This is a genomic window from Massilia sp. IC2-477 (assembly GCF_020707265.1).
In the GTDB taxonomy this organism is placed as follows: domain Bacteria; phylum Pseudomonadota; class Gammaproteobacteria; order Burkholderiales; family Burkholderiaceae_D; genus Telluria.
Window position 1 is genome coordinate 79,548 of the sequence record NZ_JAJFEQ010000011.1, and the last position, 16,218, is coordinate 95,765.

Below are 16,218 nucleotides of genomic sequence, written 5' to 3' on the forward strand. Positions count from 1 at the left end.
TATACTGGCACCCAATCTTCTACTTCGGGCATGTATGAAACTCATCGGTTCAGTCACCAGTCCCTATGTGCGCAAAGTCCGCGTCGTCATGGCGGACAAGAAGCTCGATTTCAGCTTCGAGCAAGAGAACGTCTGGGTGCCGGAGACCACGATCCAGCAGGTCAACCCGCTGGGCAAGATCCCCTGCCTCGTGATGGAAGACGGCAGCACGCTGTACGATTCGCGCGTGATCGCCGAATACCTCGATACCATTTCCCCCGTGTGCAAGCTGCTGCCGCCGAACGGCCGCGACCGTACTGAAGTCAAGGTCTGGGAAGCGCTGGCCGACGGCGTGCTCGATGCCGCCATCCTGGTCTTCATCGAGCGCCGCGATCGCGCGCCAGAACAGCAGAGCGCCAAGTGGATCGAGCGCCAGATAGGCAAGGTGCATGCGGGCCTGCGCGAAATGTCGTCCAGGCTGGGCGACTCGGCCTACTGCATGGGCATCCACTACACGCTGGCCGATGTCGCGGTCGGCTGCACCCTCGGCTGGCTGTCCTTCCGCTTCCCCTACATCGACTGGCGCGGCGACTATCCGAACCTGGCGCGCCTGGCCGACAAGCTGGCCGAGCGTCCGTCGTTCCGCGACACCGTGCCCTTCACCGCTTGAGCACGCCAGTGAGCCAGCCTGCCGGCGCCATGGGCACCGCCGCCATTTTTGGCGAAGCCCTGGTCGACGACTTCACCACCGAGCAGGTGGTGGGCGGCGCTCCCTTCAACGTGGCGCGTCACCTGGCGGCCTTCATGGCGCCGCAGCTGATGATCACCCGCATCGGCAACGACAAGCCGGGCCAGGCGGTGCGCGCCGAATTCGAGCGCTTCGCCATGCGCGAGGCCGGCCTGCAGCTCGACGCCATCGAAGAGACCGGCCGCGTGCTGGTCGAACGTGCCGCGCGCGGCCACCGCTTCACGATCCTGCCGAACCAGGCCTACGATTTCATCGAGCGCGAAGCGGCGCTCAGTGCCCTGGAAGCAGCGCAGCCGGGCATCCTCTACTTCGGCACCCTGGCCCAGCGCAAGGAGCGCTCGCGCGCCACCCTGACGGCACTGCTGGAAGCGACTTCGGCGCTGCGCTACCTCGACCTGAACCTGCGCGACGGCCAGGTCGACGAACGCATCGTCACGCGCTCGCTGCAGGCGGCGAATATCGCCAAGGTCAACGAAGAAGAACTGCAGGCCATGTTCGGCTGGTATTTCCAGATCAAGCCGGACGCCCCGGCGCTGGCGGCGGAAGAAGTGCACGCTTCTTGCCAGGCGCTGCTGCAAATGTTCTCCCTGGATGCCCTGATCGTCACGCTGGGACACCGCGGCTCGGTGTACTTCGGCGCGGATGGTGAAATCCTCATGCACCGCGACAACCCAGCGCCGCCCTTCGTGATCGACACGGTGGGGGCGGGTGATGCCTTCTCGGCGATTTTCCTGCTGGGCAGAATGCGGGGCTGGCCGCTGGATGTGTCACTGGCCCGCGCCAACGAGTTCGCGGGCGCGATCTGCGCGATTCCGGGGGCGGTGCCGCGGGATCTGGGGTTTTATGATCAGTGGATGAAGAAGTGGCGGTGAGCTAAGGGCCAGGTGTCCGCACACAAAATTGGGTTCCGGCCTTCGCCGGAACGACGGTTCATATTGAGTTGGCCCTATTTTGTTTAGTTAGCCTTCAAACCGTCATCCCGGCGCAGGCCGGGATCCAAGTTAAATTACGCAGCGCAGAGTTACTCGCTGATCTGGCTCTGCAGGTAATTCTGGATACCGACCTTCACGATCAGGTCCAGCTGCGTCTCCAGCCACTCGATATGTTCCTCGGTATCCTCGAGGATCATCAGGAACAGGTCGCGCGTCACGTAGTCCGCTGCCGCTTCCGCCGCCGCGATGCCTTCCTTGACCGTCACCTGGGCCGCGCGCTCGAGCTTGAGGTCGCATTCCAGCATCTCTTGCGTCGATTCACCGATGAGCAGCTTGTGCAGCGCCTGCAGGTTGGGCAGGCCGTCGAGCATCAGGATGCGGTCGATCAGCTTGTCGGCGTGCTTCATCTCGCCGATCGATTCGTCGTACTCTTTCTTGGCCAGCTTGCCGAAGCCCCAGTGACGGTACATGCGTGCATGCAGGAAGTACTGGTTGATCGCGGTGAGTTCGTTGGTCAGCTGCGCGTTGAGCAGACGAAGAACGTTCTGGTCGCCTTTCATGTGGGATGCCCTTGATGTTTTCGAATGGGCTCCATGATAACAAACAAGCCGTCGAAATTCGGTCCAAAAGCGCGTAAAACACCGAAAAAAGCCCGCGAAATGCGCGGAAATTCGCAAAAATCGGCCGAAATGACAAGCGTTCTCAATCCGTTCTGAAAACGCTTCTCAGTTCTCCGCCCAGGCCGGGTAGAAGGGCAAAAAAAAGCCCCGCATTGCGGGGCAGCAGAGATGTTCGGCAAGACTTCAGGCCGCCTGCGGGACGCGGCGCACTTCGGTGATGACGGTCTTGCTCTCGATGTGTTCGTGGAGGACTTCACGTGCATAGCTGACGCACTTGCCGCACATGGTGCCGACGCCGAGTTCCTTATGCAGTTCGGCCACCGAGGTGATGCCGAGGTCGACCGCCTGGCGGATTTCACGGTCGGAGATGTTGTTGCAGACACAAACGATCATCGCTTCGGGTTCCTTGATAACTTGGCATTTAAATGAGAATCAATCTCATTCGTGTTGCTATTCTCCGTAAACTCGACCGCCTTTGCAACAGGAATTTCGCATTTGTGTGCGCTTTCTTCGCGCTGTGATCAAAGCGCAAATAGAAATAATTCGCATTTAGGTTTATGATGCTAAGTATCTGTCTCATCAGCGCTACACCTACTGGACGCGACCATGACCTTAGCTCCTTCCCTCACCACGCTCGACGCCTTGCTGCCCGGCCAGAGCGGCACCGTGATCCACCTGGCGCCGCCTGCGCAGCAGGGTGGCTTCGACGTCCAGCGCCGCCTGATGGAACTCGGTTTCGTGCCGGGCGAGCGCATCCGCGTGCTCAAGCGCGTGCTGGGCGGCCCCCTGGCCGTCAAGGTCGGCGAGTCGACCTTCGCACTGCGCCGCTTCGAAGCGGCCCTCGTGTCGATCAAGCCGGAATAAGCGGATGGGTGTCATGGAACAACAGGTGGCGTCGCGCACGCCCCTGGTCGCACTGCTCGGCAATCCCAACTGCGGCAAGACCGCGCTCTTCAATCGCCTGACCGGTTCGCGCCAGAAGGTCGCGAACTACGCCGGCGTGACCATCGAACGCAAGGAAGGCAGCTTCACTTCGCCCGGCGGCCGGGCATTCCGCGTGCTCGACCTGCCGGGCGCCTACAGCCTGAGCGCCCAGACGCCGGACGAAGCCATCACGCGCGACGTGGTGGCCGGCCTGCGTGCAGGCGAATCGGCGCCCGACGCCGTCCTGTGCGTGGTCAACGCCACCAATCTGCGCCTCAATCTGCGCATGGTGCTCGAACTCAAGCGCCTCGGCCTGCCGATGGTGCTGGTGCTGAACATGGTCGACGTCGCCAGGAAGCGCGGCATCGCGATCGATACCGCCATCCTCTCGCGCGAACTGGACATGCCGGTGGTGGAAACCGTCGCCATCCAGGCCGGCGGCGAGGGCGCCCTGCTGGCCGAACTCGACCGCATGAGCTTCGGCGTGAAAGTCGAGCCGAATCCGCTGTCGGCACTCGACGCGGTGCCGGTCGAGGAAACCCAGCGCGAAGTGCGCCGCATCCTCGGCCTCGCCGTTTCCGCCGGCGCCGACCGCGGCAACCTGACCGAGAAGATCGACAACGTGGTGCTGCACCCGGTGCTCGGCCCGGTCATCCTGGCCGCCCTGATGTTCCTGATCTTCCAGGCCGTGTTCAGCTGGGCCGGCACACCGATGGACCTGATCGAGGCGGGCGTTGGCCTGCTGGGCGAACAGGTCGGCCTCCTGCTCGGCGAAGGCGTGCTGCACAGCCTGATCGTGGACGGCATCATCGCCGGCGTCGGCAGCGTGCTGGTCTTCCTGCCGCAGATCCTGATCCTGTTCTTCTTCATCCTGCTGCTGGAAGACGTCGGCTACCTGCCGCGCGCCGCTTTCCTGCTGGACCGCATCATGGGCAGCGTCGGCCTGTCGGGCCGCGCCTTCCTGCCGCTGCTGTCCTCGTTCGCCTGCGCCATCCCCGGCATTATGGCCGCGCGCACCATCCAGAATCCGCGCGACCGCCTGGTGACCATCATGATCGCGCCGCTCATGACCTGCTCGGCGCGCCTGCCCGTGTACGCCCTGCTGATCGCCGCCTTCATCCCGGATCGCGAAGTGGCCGGCCTGATGAACCTGCAGGGCCTGGTGCTGTTCGTGCTGTACATGGCCGGCATCCTGAGCGCGATGGCGGTGGCCTGGTTCATGAAGCGCCGCAGCGACTACAAGCAGCATGCGCTTATGATGGAACTGCCGGCCTACCACTGGCCGCAGCCGGGCGCCCTGGCTTCCGGCCTGTGGGAACGCGCCAAGATCTTCCTGAAGCGGGTCGGCACCCTGATCCTGGCCATGATGGTCCTGCTGTGGGTGCTGTCGAGCTTCCCGGGCGCACCGGAAGGCGCGACCCATCCGCCGGTCTACTACAGCGTGGCCGGCATGATCGGCCGCGCTCTGGAATATATCCTCGCCCCGATCGGCTTCGGCTGGGAGATCGCGATCGCCCTGGTGCCGGGCATGGCCGCGCGCGAAGTCGCGGTCGGCGCCCTGGGCCAGGTGTATGCGCTGTCGGGCGGCGATGAAGTGGGCACCACCCTGGCGCCGCTGATTGCCCAGTCGTGGTCGCTGGCCACCGGCCTGTCGCTGCTCACCTGGTACGTCTACGCACCGCACTGCCTGCCGACCCTGGCCACCGTGGCGCGCGAAACCGGCAGCCGCCGCTACGCGTGGATCATGGCCGGCTACATGTTCGGCCTGGCCTATGTGGCCGCCTTCATCGTCTACCGGCTGGCGCTGTATTTCACGGGAGCTTGACCCCATGTGGCAGGAGCTGGTGACAGCAATCATCGTCGCACTGGCCGTGCTGTATATCGGCGCGAAGTACCTGCCCGAGAGCTGGCGCCGCGCGATCGTGCATCGCCTGTCGAAAGACGGCGGGCAGTCGGCGCCGGCGGCCTGGCTCGTGAAGTGGCTGGACACCTCGGCCAGCTGCGGCAGCGACAGCAGCGGCAGCAGTGGCTGCAGCAGCTGCAATACCTGCGGGCCGGCCAAGCCCGCGCCGCCGCCCGGCAAGGGCAACGGCAAGGTGATTCAGATCCACGAACGGCGCTAACTGCTTCTAGTCGCCCGCGACGGCGTGCCAGGCACCGCCGACGCCGTCGCCCGTCTTCTCACCCGCTTTCTTGTCCTTCACGAAGGTGTACAGGGGCCGCCCCTTGTACGCCAGCTGCTTGCGGCCGTCCGCGCGCGTGACGATGGAGTAGGGCTCGGGCGGCGCGCCGTCGGCCAGTACGGGCGGCCAGTTGCGGGCGCAGCTGCCGGTACAGCTGCTGGCGCCGCTATTGGGCGTGTCCTTGTCGTAGGTGTAGACCGTCATGCCGGCGGTATTGACCAGTACGCCGTCGACGGTGCGCAGCGGGGCGCTGTCGGCCAGGGCGGCGCCGGACAGCAACAGCGCGCCAAGGACGGTACCGAGGGATTTCAACATCATGGTCGCCTCCTGTCGGATAGAGCAGGGTAGACCGCGAAGTCAGCCATTCGTTCCCGCAAGCGCGTCCACAGCCGCGATCAGCCTCTTCGCATCATAGGGCGCATGCACCTTGATGTCGTTGTCGAAGTAGCAGTAGACATCGCGCGCTTTGGCCTTCGCCGCCGCCGCGGGCAAGACCAGGCGTGCACCCTCCGGTTGTCCGCCGTTGCGCCAGGCATGGATGCGCGCGGCCCAGGCGGCAATGGCATCGTCCTCGTAACCGCTCGCATACAGTTCCTTGTCGCCGTGCAGGCGGATGTAGACGAAGTCGGCGGTGACATCCTCGCACAGCGGCCAGCGCCCCGCCGTGTCGGCCACCACCAGGGCCACGTTATAGCGGCGCAGCATGGCGATGAAGGCCGGGTCCATGAAGCTCTCGTGGCGGATCTCGACCGCATGGCGCATCGGGCGCTTTGGACCGGCCTCGAGCGAGACCCGGCCCTCCATGCGCGGCTGGTACTGGCGCGCGAGCTCGAGGGCGGCATCGGTATCCTGCGGCAGCAGCGACAGGAAGTGCTCGAAGCGTACGGGATCGAATTTCACTACCGGCGGGAACTGCCACAGGAAAGGACCGAGCTTGTCGCGCAGCTCGAACACGCCCGAGGCCAGCACGTTGGCCAGCGGCCCCTCGATGTCCTTCAGCTTGAGCATGTGGGTGAGGAAGCGGTTGCCTTTCACCGCGAACACGAAGCCGGGCGGCGTCGCGTCGCGCCAGGCGGCATAGCTCTCGGGCCGCTGCAGCGAATAGAAGGAACCGTTGATCTCGATGCTCGGCAGCTGTCCGGCTGCGTATTCGAGTTCGCGGTGCTGGGCCAGCCCTTTCGGATAGAACACGCCGCGCCATGGCACGTAGCGCCAGCCGGAAATGCCGATGTAAACCGATCCGCTCATGGCACAAGGATAGCGGCCGGGTCCGTTGGCAGGCGCACAACATGCTAAGCTGGCGGCCTGTCGAACTCTTGCACAAAGCCCATGATCGTCGTCCATCACCTGAACAATTCGCGCTCGCAGCGCATCCTGTGGCTGCTCGAGGAACTCGGGCTCGACTACGAGATCAAGAAATACCAGCGCGATCCCAAGACGATGTTGGCCCCGCCCGAACTGAAAGCCGTGCACCCGCTCGGCAAGTCGCCGGTGATCACGGACGATGGCCTGGTCGTCGCCGAATCCGGCGCCATCGTCGAATACCTCACCGGCCGTTACGGCAACGGGCGCCTGGTGCCGGCCGCGGGTACCCCCGAGCGTCTGCGCTACACATATTTCCTGCACTTTGCGGAAGGCTCGGCCATGTCGCCACTGCTCATGAAGCTGGTGTTCGACAAGGTCGAGAACAGCCGCATGCCTTTCTTCGCCAAGCCGATCGCGCGCTCGATCGCGCGCAAGGTCAAGGACAGCTTCGTGCTGCCCAACATCCGCAGCCAGCTCGATTTCCTGGAAAGCGAACTGGGCAAGTCGACCTGGTTCGCCGGCGAGGAATTCAGCGCCGCCGACATCCAGATGAGCTTTGCGCTGGAAGCGGCCGCCGCGCGCGGCGGCCTGGGCAGCCAGTATCCGAAGCTGAGCGCTTTCCTCCAGCGCATCCATGCGCGCCCGGCCTATGCGCGCGCGCTCGAACGGGGCGGCAAGTACGATTACGCATGACCGCGCGTGGCGCCCGGTTTATCATGGCGCCGCCACCATCCTTGACCCTGCACCACCATGAGTAAAGAGGGAAAGCTGCTCGCGATCGATGGCCTGAACATCGTGCGCCGCGTGTACGAAGCCAGCCCCGAGCCCGACTCCGACCTGAAGGCGAGCATCGCGCTGCGCCACGCCTTCTCGTCCTTCCGCAACGTGCTCGAAACGCATGCGCCGACCCACGTGCTGGCTGCCTTCGATTACGGCGGCCCGAACTGGCGCCACACGCTGTATCCGCGCTACCGCGAGGGCCGTGCCGCGATGCCGGCGCCGCTGCGCGAGGCGCTGCCGGAGTTTCACGAGCGCCTGCGCCAGGCCGGTCTGCAGGTACTGGCCGTGCCCGACGTGGAGGCCGACGACGTGATCGCCACCGGCGTGATGCGCTGGCTGAACGAAGGGCGGGGCGAAGCCATCGTCGCCACCACCGACAAGGACCTGCACGTCCTGATCGCGCACGGCGCGCTGGTGTGGGACCACTTCAAGAATGAGTGGCATGACGATGCCTGGGTGCGCCAGCGCTTCGGGGTAGCGCCGGAACTGCTGCACGACCTGCTGGCGCTGATGGGCGACCAGACCGACGGCGTGCCGGGCGTCTCGAAGATCGGCATGAAGACCGCGGCGCGCCTGCTCAATGCCTACGGCAGCCTGGACGCCGTGGTGGCCGGCGCCGGCATCCTCAAGACACCGCTGGGCGAAAGGCTGCGCGCCGAGCGTGAGATACTCGAGATCTCGCGCTGCCTGGTGGCGCTGAAACTCGACGTGCGCCTGGGCGTCACCTGGAACATGCTGGCCTATGAATCACATTGAAGGAAAGAGACGATGCTGAAGGCATTGATCGTGGACGGCAGCGCGATATCGCGCGGCCTGCTCAACACCGTGCTGCTGGACGGCGGCTATGACGTCGTCGCGCAGGCGCACACCGGCCACACGGCACTGGTGCAGGCGCTCAAGCACCGCCCGCAGATCGTCTGCATCGCACGTGAACAGGTCGAGGATGGCAGCCGCGTGGTCGAGGAATTGCGCGCCCAGCTGCCCAAGGCAATGGTCTTCATGGTGTCGGGCACGCTGGACGCCGGCGCCATCCAGGATGCCCTGGCACGCGGCGTGCATGGCTTCATTGTGAAGCCCTTCAAGGCCGACGCCGTGCTCAAGACCATCCGCAATACCGTGATCGCAGTGGTGCGCAAGCAGCAGGCCGCGTCGGGCGACGCCGGCTAAGGACAGCGCGGCCGCGGCAATCGTTCAGCCGCGCCTCTTCATTTCTTCCGACGCGATTTGCGCCAGCTCCTGCAGCGCGCGCAGCTCGCGCTCGCGCAGGCGGCGCGGCTCGCGATCCAGCACGCACAGGGTGCCGAAGCGGCGTCCTTGCGCGTCTTCCAGCGGCACCCCGGCATAGAAGCGGACGTGCGGCGCCCCCGTCACCAGCGGGTTGGCGGCATAGCGCGGGTCGCCGGCCGCATCGCCCACCACGAAGGTCGCGCCGCTGGCGAGCGCCCCATTGCAGAAGGCCCACTCGCGCGGCGTTTCCTGCAGCGTGGTCCCGACCCGCGCCTTGAACCATTGGCGCTGCCCGGCCAGTACCGTGACCAGCGCGATCGGGCACTCCGTGACGCAGGCCGCCAGCCGCACCAGGCGGTCGAAGACTTCCTCCGGTGGGGTATCGAGCAGCACGTGGCTGGATGGTGGCTGGAAGGCAGGCGCCAGCGCGCCGGAGACGGGCAGGGTGGGCGCCGCCAGGGCCACAGCCCCTCTTTGTTGCTGCGCCTGCAGCTGCTCCACTGCGCTCAGGCGCACGCGCCGGTGTCCCCCGGGCGTCTTCCAGGCCGGCAGGGCCCCGCTTTCCATCCATATCTGCGCAGTGCTGACGGCCACCCCCAGCAACTCGGCTGCTTCGCGGGTCGTCAGGACCGGATCGTCCTTGCTCATGTCTTCGGTAATTGATAGTCAGTGTTGCTATTCTAGCCGAAGCTCAACAATATTTGATGAAAATGCGCATAAATGAAAAAAATAATTGACGTGCGGCATTATTCTGCCCAAGAATAGGTCTATAATCATCACTTCCAATAAATACGTGCGCCTTACGGGTGTGCGACTGACAAGGCCGCCCCTAATGAACGCACCGTATGACCTGCCCCACCACGAAACCGTCCGGCTAGAGGCCTTGCGCCAGCTGAACCTGCTCGACACCGCGCCGAGCGAAGCCTTCGACCGCATCACGCGCATGGCCGCCCAGCTGTTCCAGCTGCCGATTGCCGCCGTCTCGCTGACCGATACCGACCGCCAGTGGTTCAAGTCGAAGGTGGGCGTCGAGCACAACGCCATCCCGCGCATGAAGGCGCCCTGCGCCGCGGTGGCGGACAGCGGGCGGATGCTGGAAGTGCCCGACCTGCTCGAGAGCGAGTGCTTCCGCGACAGCCCGCTGGCCGCCGGCGGGATCCGCTTCTACCTCGGCGCACCGCTGGTGACCAAGGCCGGCCACTGCCTGGGGGCGATGTGCGTGCTGGGCACCGAGCCGCGCGCCGTTACCGAGGCCGAGCGCACCACGCTCGCCGACCTGGCGGCCATGGTGATGGCGCAGATCGAACTGCAGCATGCGCTGGGCCGGATCGACCCGGTCAGCGGCCTGCCCAACCGCAACCAGTTCGTCAGCGACGTGCGCGACCTGTCCTTGGCCGCAGCCGAAGGCGAACCCCAGCTGGCCGCGCTGGTCAGCCTGGCCACGCCGGAAGAACTGAGCGATGCGATGCGCGTGATGGGCAGCACCTGGCTCGACGAGATCGTGAGCAGCGCCGTGCCGGCCCTGCGCCGCCTGGTCGGCGGCGGCAAGGTCTACCACGTCGGCCCCACCCAGTTCGCTTTCCTGGCGCCGCTCGGCATGTCGCTGGTGCGCTTCAGCAGCCTGTTGATGGCCTGGGTGGCCGAGCGCACGCCGATGGGCCAGACCGGCTTCCTCACCACCTCCACCGTCGGCCTGGTGCGCTTTGCCGTCGGCCAGGACGCGCCGCTCGACGTGCTGCGCAACCTGCACAGCGCCGCCCACGATGCGCGCGATGCGGAATCCGGCCTGCGCGTGTACTCGCCCGAGCAGGACGCCGCCTACCGCCACCGCTTCTGGCTGATCAGCGAACTCGGTCGCGCGCTGGCGCAGCCGGACGAGCTGCACCTGGTCTTCCAGCCCAAGGTCAGCCTGCGCGACGGCCGCTGCCTTGGCGCGGAAGCCCTGCTGCGCTGGACCCACCCGGAAGCGGGACCGATCGGACCGGGCGAATTCATGCCGATCGCCGAGACCACCTCGCTGGCGCGCGCCACCACCGAATGGGTGCTGGAAGCGGCCATGCGCCAGCTGGCGGCATGGCGTAATGAAGGCGTGGCGCTGCAGGTCGCGGTCAACGTGTCAGCGGTGAACCTCGAAGAACCGGATTTCAGCGACCGCGTGCTCGACGGCCTGGCGCGCCACGGCCTGGACCCGGCCAGCCTGGCGCTGGAAATGACGGAGAGCGCGCTGATGCGCAAACCGAAAGCGGCGCACGACACCATGGCGCGCCTGGCCGAAGGCGGCGTGAAGATCGCGATCGACGACTTCGGCACCGGCTACAGCAGCCTGGCCTACCTGCAGGACATGCCGGCCGACGTGGTCAAGATCGACCAGTCCTTCGTGCGCGGCATGGAAAAGGACGAGCGCACGCGCGCCCTGGTGACGACCATGATCAAGCTGTCGCACGACCTCGGCCACCGGGTGGTGGCGGAAGGCGTGGAAACGGCGGAAGTGGCGGCGCTGCTGCGCGAGGCGGGATGCGACGAGGCGCAGGGATACTTCTATGGGCGACCGATGGCGCCGACGGCGCTGGCTGCGTGGTTGGCGGCGCGGTAGGGTGGGCGGCTTCGCCGCCCACGCGGTGATCGCTGGTGGTCGAAACTCGAAACGACCATCTCGCTGCTGGTTGACCGCGTGGGCGGGGGCCCGCCCACCCTACGATATCAGGCTGCGTTCGAATCGATGATCCCGCCACCCAGGCACACATCGCCGTCATACAGCACGGCCGACTGCCCCGGCGTGACCGCCCACTGCGCTTCCTCGAAGGACAGGGCGAAACGCTCGTCCCCGGCCGCACCCACCGTGCAGGCCACGTCGGCCTGGCGATAACGGGTCTTGGCCGACAGCCGGCTGCCCGTGGCCGGTGCTTCGCCCGCGATCCAGCTGGCCTGGCCGGCTTCCAACTGCGGCGACAGCAGCCACGGATGGTCGTGGCCCTGCACGATGTAGAGCGTGTTGCTGGCGACGTCCTTGCGCGCCACGAACCACGGCTCGCTGGTGCCGTCCGCGTTCTTGCGCGACTTCAGGCCTCCGATCCCGATGCCCTTGCGCTGGCCCAGCGTGTAGAAGGACAGGCCGATGTGCTCGCCCACGGTTTCGCCGGTGTCGAGCTTCATCGGGCCCGGTTTGTGCGACAGGTAGCGGTTCAGGAACTCACGGAACGGGCGTTCGCCGATGAAGCAGATGCCGGTCGAGTCCTTTTTCTGGGCGTTGGGCAGCTTCAATCGCTCGGCGATCTTGCGCACCTCGGTCTTCGGGATTTCGCCCAGCGGGAAGAGCGACTTCGAGAGCTGGGCCTGGTTCAGGCGGTGCAGGAAGTAACTCTGGTCCTTGGTGTGGTCGAAGGCCTTGAGCAGCTCGAAACGGCCGTTGTTCTCGCGCACGCGCGCATAGTGGCCGGTCGCGATCAGGTCGGCGCCCAGCTTCATCGCATGGTCGAGGAAGGCCTTGAACTTGATCTCGGCATTGCACAGCACGTCCGGATTCGGCGTGCGGCCGGCCTGGTACTCGCGCAGGAATTCCGCGAACACGCGGTCCTTGTATTCGGCGGCGAAGTTGACGGCTTCGATGTCCACGCCGACCACGTCGGCCACGCTGGCCGCGTCGATCCAGTCCTGGCGGGTCGAGCAGTATTCCGAGTCGTCGTCGTCTTCCCAGTTCTTCATGAACAGGCCGATGACTTCGTAACCCTGTTCCTTCAGCATCCACGCCGCGACCGAGGAGTCGACACCGCCCGACATCCCGATCACGACTTTTTTCTTGCTCATTTCAGTTTCCGTATTCTTTAAATCCCGCCCTCGAAGACCGATGGGTGGGTGTACAACAAGTGCAGCGGCGTGCGATGGCCGGCCAGGTAGTCGTCCACGCACTGCAGCACGATCGGGCTGCGGTGGCGGTCGGCGGTGGCGGCGATCTCGTCGCGCGTCATCCACAAGGTGCGCAGGATGCCCTCGTCGAGCGGCTGGTCCAGCTCGCGGCCGGCGTGGCCGCAGAAGGTGAAGCGCAGGTAGGTGACATCGGTGCCGCGCGATTTCGAATGGTAGCGCGACATGTACATCCCCACCAGCGCGGTCGGGATGAATTCGTGGGCGGTCTCTTCGAGCGCTTCGCGCACCACCGCCTGTTCGAGCGACTCGTGCGGATCGAGGTGCCCGGCCGGCTGGTTCAGCTTCACGCCTTCGCTCGTCTCTTCCTCGATCAGCAGGAAACGTCCATCGCGCTCGATGATCGCGGCAACGGTAACGGATGGTTTGAAGATATCGGTCATGCGCGTCCTTGAAAATGAGCCGACATTCTACCTTGACAGCGGGCACCTCTGCTCATCCATGCCCACTACGGTGCGCTTGCCTGTCGTTAAATGGCCTTGATTCTTTGCAAACAAGCGCTTCGTGTGACTGGCTCCGCTTTCCCGTTTTCGCGACAATGGAATATTGATTTTTTAGTATTTGTTGTTTAGCAATGCTGTCATTACATGGTAGATTGTGGACAGATGTGTCCACTGAACGGAGGGAACATGAGAATTGGCATACCGGCTGAGACCAGGCCGGGCGAGACCCGCGTTGCTGCAACTCCCGAAACCGTCAAGAAGCTGGCCGCGCGCCACCAGGTCCAGGTGGAGGCCGGGGCCGGCGTCAGGGCATCGATCCCGGATGCTGCGTTCGAAGCGGCCGGCGCCGCCATCGTCGACGGCGCGACCGCGCTGGGCGCCGACATGGTGCTCAAGGTACGCAGTCCCGATGGTGCCGAGCGCTCCCGCATGCGCCCCGGTAGCGTCCTGGTCGGCATGCTCAATCCCTTCGACAGCGAGAACCTGGCCGCGCTGGCCGCCGCCGGCATCACCGCGTTTGCCCTGGAGGCCGCGCCGCGCATCACGCGCGCGCAATCGATGGACGTGCTGTCGAGCCAGGCCAACATCGCCGGCTACAAGGCGGTCATGCTGGCCGCGAACACCTACGGACGCTTCATGCCGATGCTGATGACGGCGGCCGGCACGGTCAAGGCCGCGCGCGTGCTGATCATGGGCGTCGGCGTAGCCGGCCTGCAGGCCATCGCCACCGCCAAGCGCCTGGGCGCCGTGATCGAAGCCTCGGACGTGCGTCCGCCGGTCAAGGAACAGGTCGAGTCGCTCGGCGCCAAGTTCATCGACGTGCCCTACGAGACCGACGAAGAGCGCGAGATCGCCAAGGGCGTGGGCGGATACGCGCGGCCGATGCCGGCGGCGTGGATGCAGCGCCAGGCGGCGCTGGTGCACGAACGCGCCAGACAGGCCGACATCATCATCACCACCGCCCTGATCCCGGGGCGCCAGGCGCCCGTGCTGATCCGCGAAGAGACGGTCAAGGCGATGAAACCAGGCTCGGTGATCGTCGACATGGCGGTCGAACAGGGCGGCAACTGCCCACTGACGGAACTGGGTCAAACGGTCATCAAGCATGGGGTGCACATCATCGGCGAGCCGAACCTGGCGGCGCTGGTGCCGGCCGACGCTTCGGCGCTCTACGCGCGCAACGTGCTGGACTTCCTGAAGCTCGTGATCGACAAGGAAGACCGGTTCGTGATCGACCGCGAGGACGAGATCGTGCGCGCTACGCTGGTCTGTGCGGACGGTGCGGTTCTGCGGACATAAGAACGGAGACGAGGAGCGAAGCATGGACATCAGCCACACCATCATCAACCTGATCATCTTCGTGCTGGCGATCTACGTCGGCTACCACGTGGTCTGGAACGTCACCCCCGCGCTGCACACGCCGCTGATGGCGGTGACCAACGCGATCTCGGCCATCATCATCGTCGGCGCCATGCTGGCCGCCGGCCTCACCGAAGGCCTGGCGGGGCAGGTGGCCGGCACCCTGGCGGTCGCGCTGGCCGCCGTGAACGTCTTCGGCGGCTTCATGGTCACGCGCCGCATGCTCGAGATGTTCAGGAAGAAGGAACCGAAGCGCGCCGCCGAAGCGGCCGCCGCGACGGCCAGCGCGGAGGAACGCGCATGAACTTCATCAGCATGAATGTCGTGACGCTGTTCTACCTGGTGGCGTCGGTCTGCTTCATCCAGGCCCTGAAAGGCCTGTCCTCGCCCTCGACGGCGCGCATCGGCAACACCTTCGGCATGGCCGGCATGGCGATCGCGGTGCTCACCACCATCGCCCTGATGTTCAAGCTGCAGGCCGAACTGAAGGTCAGCGGAGAAGCGGGCAGCGGCATGGGTTTCACGCTGGTCCTGCTGGGCGTGGTGGTCGGCGGCGCGATCGGCGCGGTGGCCGCGAAAAAGGTCGAGATGACCAAGATGCCCGAGCTGGTGGCGGCGATGCACTCGCTGATCGGCCTGGCGGCAGTGTGCATCGCGATTGCCGCCGTGTCCGAGCCCTGGGCCTTCAACATCGCCACCCGCGACACCCCGCTCCCCTTCGGCAACCGGCTCGAGCTCTTCATCGGCACCTTTGTCGGCGCCGTGACCTTCTCGGGCTCGGTGATTGCCTTCGGCAAGCTGTCGGGCAAGTACAAGTTCCGCCTGTTCCAGGGCGCCCCGGTGCGCTTCGCCGGGCAGCACATCCTGAACCTGGTGCTGGCGCTCGCGATCATCGCGCTGGGACTGGTGTTCTGCTTCGCCGACGGCGTAGCGCCTGCTTGGACGCCCTTCATCATCATGGCCGCGCTGTCCTTCCTGCTGGGCGTCCTGATCATCATCCCGATCGGCGGCGCCGACATGCCGGTGGTGGTGTCGATGCTGAACTCGTACTCGGGCTGGGCGGCGGCGGGCATCGGCTTCTCGCTGAACAACTCGATGCTGATCATCGCCGGCTCGCTGGTGGGTTCGAGCGGCGCGATCCTCTCGTACATCATGTGCAAGGCGATGAACCGCTCCTTCTTCAATGTGATCCTGGGCGGCTTCGGCGGCGAAGCGTCCGTGGATACGGGCGAGGCCAAGGAGCAGCGCCCGGTGAAGTCCGGCTCGGCCGACGACGCCGCCTTCATCCTGCAGAATGCCGAATCCGTGATCATCGTTCCGGGCTACGGCCTGGCGGTGGCGCGCGCCCAGCACTCGGTGAAGGAACTGGTCGACAAGCTGATCGAGCACGGCGTGCAGGTGCGCTACGCGATCCACCCGGTGGCGGGCCGCATGCCGGGTCACATGAACGTGCTGCTGGCCGAGGCCGAAGTGCCCTACGACCAGGTGGTTGAAATGGAAGACATCAACAGCGAGTTCGGCCAGACCGACGTGGTGCTGGTGCTGGGCGCGAACGACGTGGTCAACCCGGCGGCCAAGGATCCGAAATCGCCGATCGCCGGCATGCCGATCCTCGAGGCCTACAAGGCCAAGAGCATCATCGTCAACAAGCGCTCGATGGCTTCCGGCTATGCCGGCCTGGACAACGAACTGTTCTACCAGCCGAACACGATGATGGTGTTCGGCGACGCGAAGAAGGTGATCGAGGCCATGGTCAAGGCCGTCGAATAATCACCCGGAGAATGCGGGTCAGGGTTA

18 protein-coding genes and 1 pseudogene are annotated in these 16,218 nt (G+C 65.4%); 12 read left to right on the plus strand and 7 right to left on the minus strand.

Going from position 1 to position 16,218, the window contains the following annotated elements:
• Window positions 1–34: 34 nt before the first annotated feature.
• A complete protein-coding gene (locus LK542_RS20295; RefSeq protein ID WP_227813362.1) occupies window positions 35–649 on the plus strand; it encodes a glutathione S-transferase C-terminal domain-containing protein in 615 nt (204 codons plus the stop codon).
• Window positions 650–657: 8 nt separating this feature from the next.
• Window positions 658–1,599 (plus strand): PfkB family carbohydrate kinase, encoded by a 942-nt coding sequence (locus tag LK542_RS20300; RefSeq protein ID WP_227813363.1) that lies wholly within the window; start codon window positions 658–660, stop codon window positions 1,597–1,599.
• Window positions 1,600–1,748: 149 nt separating this feature from the next.
• Here LK542_RS20300 and bfr read toward each other — a convergent pair whose 3' ends face one another.
• Together bfr and LK542_RS20310 are read right to left on the minus strand one after the other, a co-directional pair.
• On the minus strand, window positions 1,749–2,219 hold the full coding sequence (bfr, locus tag LK542_RS20305) for a bacterioferritin (RefSeq protein WP_027866505.1): 471 nt from the start codon (window positions 2,217–2,219) through the stop codon (window positions 1,749–1,751).
• Window positions 2,220–2,462: 243 nt separating this feature from the next.
• Window positions 2,463–2,672 carry a bacterioferritin-associated ferredoxin gene (locus LK542_RS20310; protein ID WP_227802083.1) on the minus strand — a complete coding sequence of 70 codons (210 nt, stop codon included), beginning with the start codon at window positions 2,670–2,672 and terminating at the stop codon, window positions 2,463–2,465.
• Window positions 2,673–2,885: 213 nt separating this feature from the next.
• Between LK542_RS20310 and LK542_RS20315 the strand changes: the two genes are divergently transcribed.
• The 3 genes from LK542_RS20315 to LK542_RS20325 are packed head-to-tail and all read left to right on the plus strand — an operon-like array spanning window position 2,886 to window position 5,326.
• Window positions 2,886–3,143 carry a FeoA family protein gene (locus LK542_RS20315; RefSeq protein WP_227802082.1) on the plus strand — a complete coding sequence of 86 codons (258 nt, stop codon included), beginning with the start codon at window positions 2,886–2,888 and terminating at the stop codon, window positions 3,141–3,143.
• A gap of 4 nt (window positions 3,144–3,147) precedes the next feature.
• Window positions 3,148–5,028 (plus strand): ferrous iron transporter B, encoded by a 1,881-nt coding sequence (locus tag LK542_RS20320; protein WP_227813364.1) that lies wholly within the window; start codon window positions 3,148–3,150, stop codon window positions 5,026–5,028.
• 4 nt (window positions 5,029–5,032) lie between these two features.
• Complete coding sequence (locus LK542_RS20325; RefSeq protein WP_307728988.1) at window positions 5,033–5,326, plus strand: DUF6587 family protein; 294 nt, start codon at window positions 5,033–5,035, stop codon at window positions 5,324–5,326.
• Window positions 5,327–5,332: 6 nt separating this feature from the next.
• Here LK542_RS20325 and LK542_RS20330 read toward each other — a convergent pair whose 3' ends face one another.
• Window positions 5,333–5,704, minus strand: a complete 372-nt coding sequence (locus LK542_RS20330; protein ID WP_227802079.1) for a hypothetical protein — start codon at window positions 5,702–5,704, stop codon at window positions 5,333–5,335.
• A 39-nt stretch (window positions 5,705–5,743) separates the two neighbouring features.
• Window positions 5,744–6,634 (minus strand): DUF72 domain-containing protein, encoded by an 891-nt coding sequence (locus LK542_RS20335; protein WP_227813365.1) that lies wholly within the window; start codon window positions 6,632–6,634, stop codon window positions 5,744–5,746.
• Between the two features lie 81 nt (window positions 6,635–6,715).
• On the opposite strand from LK542_RS20335, the gene LK542_RS20340 reads away from it, so the two are divergent.
• From LK542_RS20340 to LK542_RS20350, 3 genes are read left to right on the plus strand one after another with little or no spacing between them, the layout of a single operon-like run.
• On the plus strand, window positions 6,716–7,384 hold the full coding sequence (locus LK542_RS20340) for a glutathione S-transferase family protein (RefSeq protein ID WP_227813366.1): 669 nt from the start codon (window positions 6,716–6,718) through the stop codon (window positions 7,382–7,384).
• 57 nt (window positions 7,385–7,441) lie between these two features.
• Window positions 7,442–8,227, plus strand: coding sequence for a 5'-3' exonuclease H3TH domain-containing protein (locus LK542_RS20345; protein WP_227802076.1), 786 nt, complete (start codon window positions 7,442–7,444; stop codon window positions 8,225–8,227).
• A 12-nt stretch (window positions 8,228–8,239) separates the two neighbouring features.
• Complete coding sequence (locus tag LK542_RS20350) at window positions 8,240–8,638, plus strand: ANTAR domain-containing response regulator (RefSeq protein WP_227813367.1); 399 nt, start codon at window positions 8,240–8,242, stop codon at window positions 8,636–8,638.
• A 24-nt stretch (window positions 8,639–8,662) separates the two neighbouring features.
• On the opposite strand, the gene LK542_RS20355 is transcribed toward LK542_RS20350, so the two are convergent.
• Complete coding sequence (locus LK542_RS20355; protein WP_227813368.1) at window positions 8,663–9,346, minus strand: GAF domain-containing protein; 684 nt, start codon at window positions 9,344–9,346, stop codon at window positions 8,663–8,665.
• A gap of 184 nt (window positions 9,347–9,530) precedes the next feature.
• Here LK542_RS20355 and LK542_RS20360 point away from each other — a divergent pair, with 184 nt between their 5' ends.
• Window positions 9,531–11,291 carry a bifunctional diguanylate cyclase/phosphodiesterase gene (locus LK542_RS20360; RefSeq protein WP_227813369.1) on the plus strand — a complete coding sequence of 587 codons (1,761 nt, stop codon included), beginning with the start codon at window positions 9,531–9,533 and terminating at the stop codon, window positions 11,289–11,291.
• A 107-nt stretch (window positions 11,292–11,398) separates the two neighbouring features.
• Here the strand turns inward: LK542_RS20360 and mnmA are convergent, their stop codons facing one another.
• Together mnmA and LK542_RS20370 are read right to left on the minus strand one after the other, a co-directional pair.
• Entirely contained in the window at window positions 11,399–12,667 is a 1,269-nt protein-coding gene (gene mnmA / locus LK542_RS20365) for a tRNA 2-thiouridine(34) synthase MnmA (protein ID WP_374040195.1), read from the minus strand.
• Window positions 12,668–12,681: 14 nt separating this feature from the next.
• A pseudogene (locus tag LK542_RS20370) lies at window positions 12,682–13,002 on the minus strand (NUDIX domain-containing protein); the annotation flags it as partial.
• A gap of 246 nt (window positions 13,003–13,248) precedes the next feature.
• On the opposite strand from LK542_RS20370, the gene LK542_RS20375 reads away from it, so the two are divergent.
• From LK542_RS20375 to LK542_RS20385, 3 genes are read left to right on the plus strand one after another with little or no spacing between them, the layout of a single operon-like run.
• Window positions 13,249–14,361 (plus strand): Re/Si-specific NAD(P)(+) transhydrogenase subunit alpha, encoded by a 1,113-nt coding sequence (locus LK542_RS20375; protein WP_227813371.1) that lies wholly within the window; start codon window positions 13,249–13,251, stop codon window positions 14,359–14,361.
• 22 nt (window positions 14,362–14,383) lie between these two features.
• The gene (locus LK542_RS20380; RefSeq protein WP_227802069.1) at window positions 14,384–14,725 is read left to right on the plus strand and encodes an NAD(P) transhydrogenase subunit alpha; all 342 of its coding nucleotides are present in this window, start codon (window positions 14,384–14,386) and stop codon (window positions 14,723–14,725) included.
• Window positions 14,722–16,191, plus strand: coding sequence for an NAD(P)(+) transhydrogenase (Re/Si-specific) subunit beta (locus tag LK542_RS20385; protein WP_227802068.1), 1,470 nt, complete (start codon window positions 14,722–14,724; stop codon window positions 16,189–16,191). The genes LK542_RS20380 and LK542_RS20385 overlap by 4 nt, the downstream gene beginning before the upstream one ends.
• The last annotated feature ends 27 nt before the right edge of the window (window positions 16,192–16,218 follow it).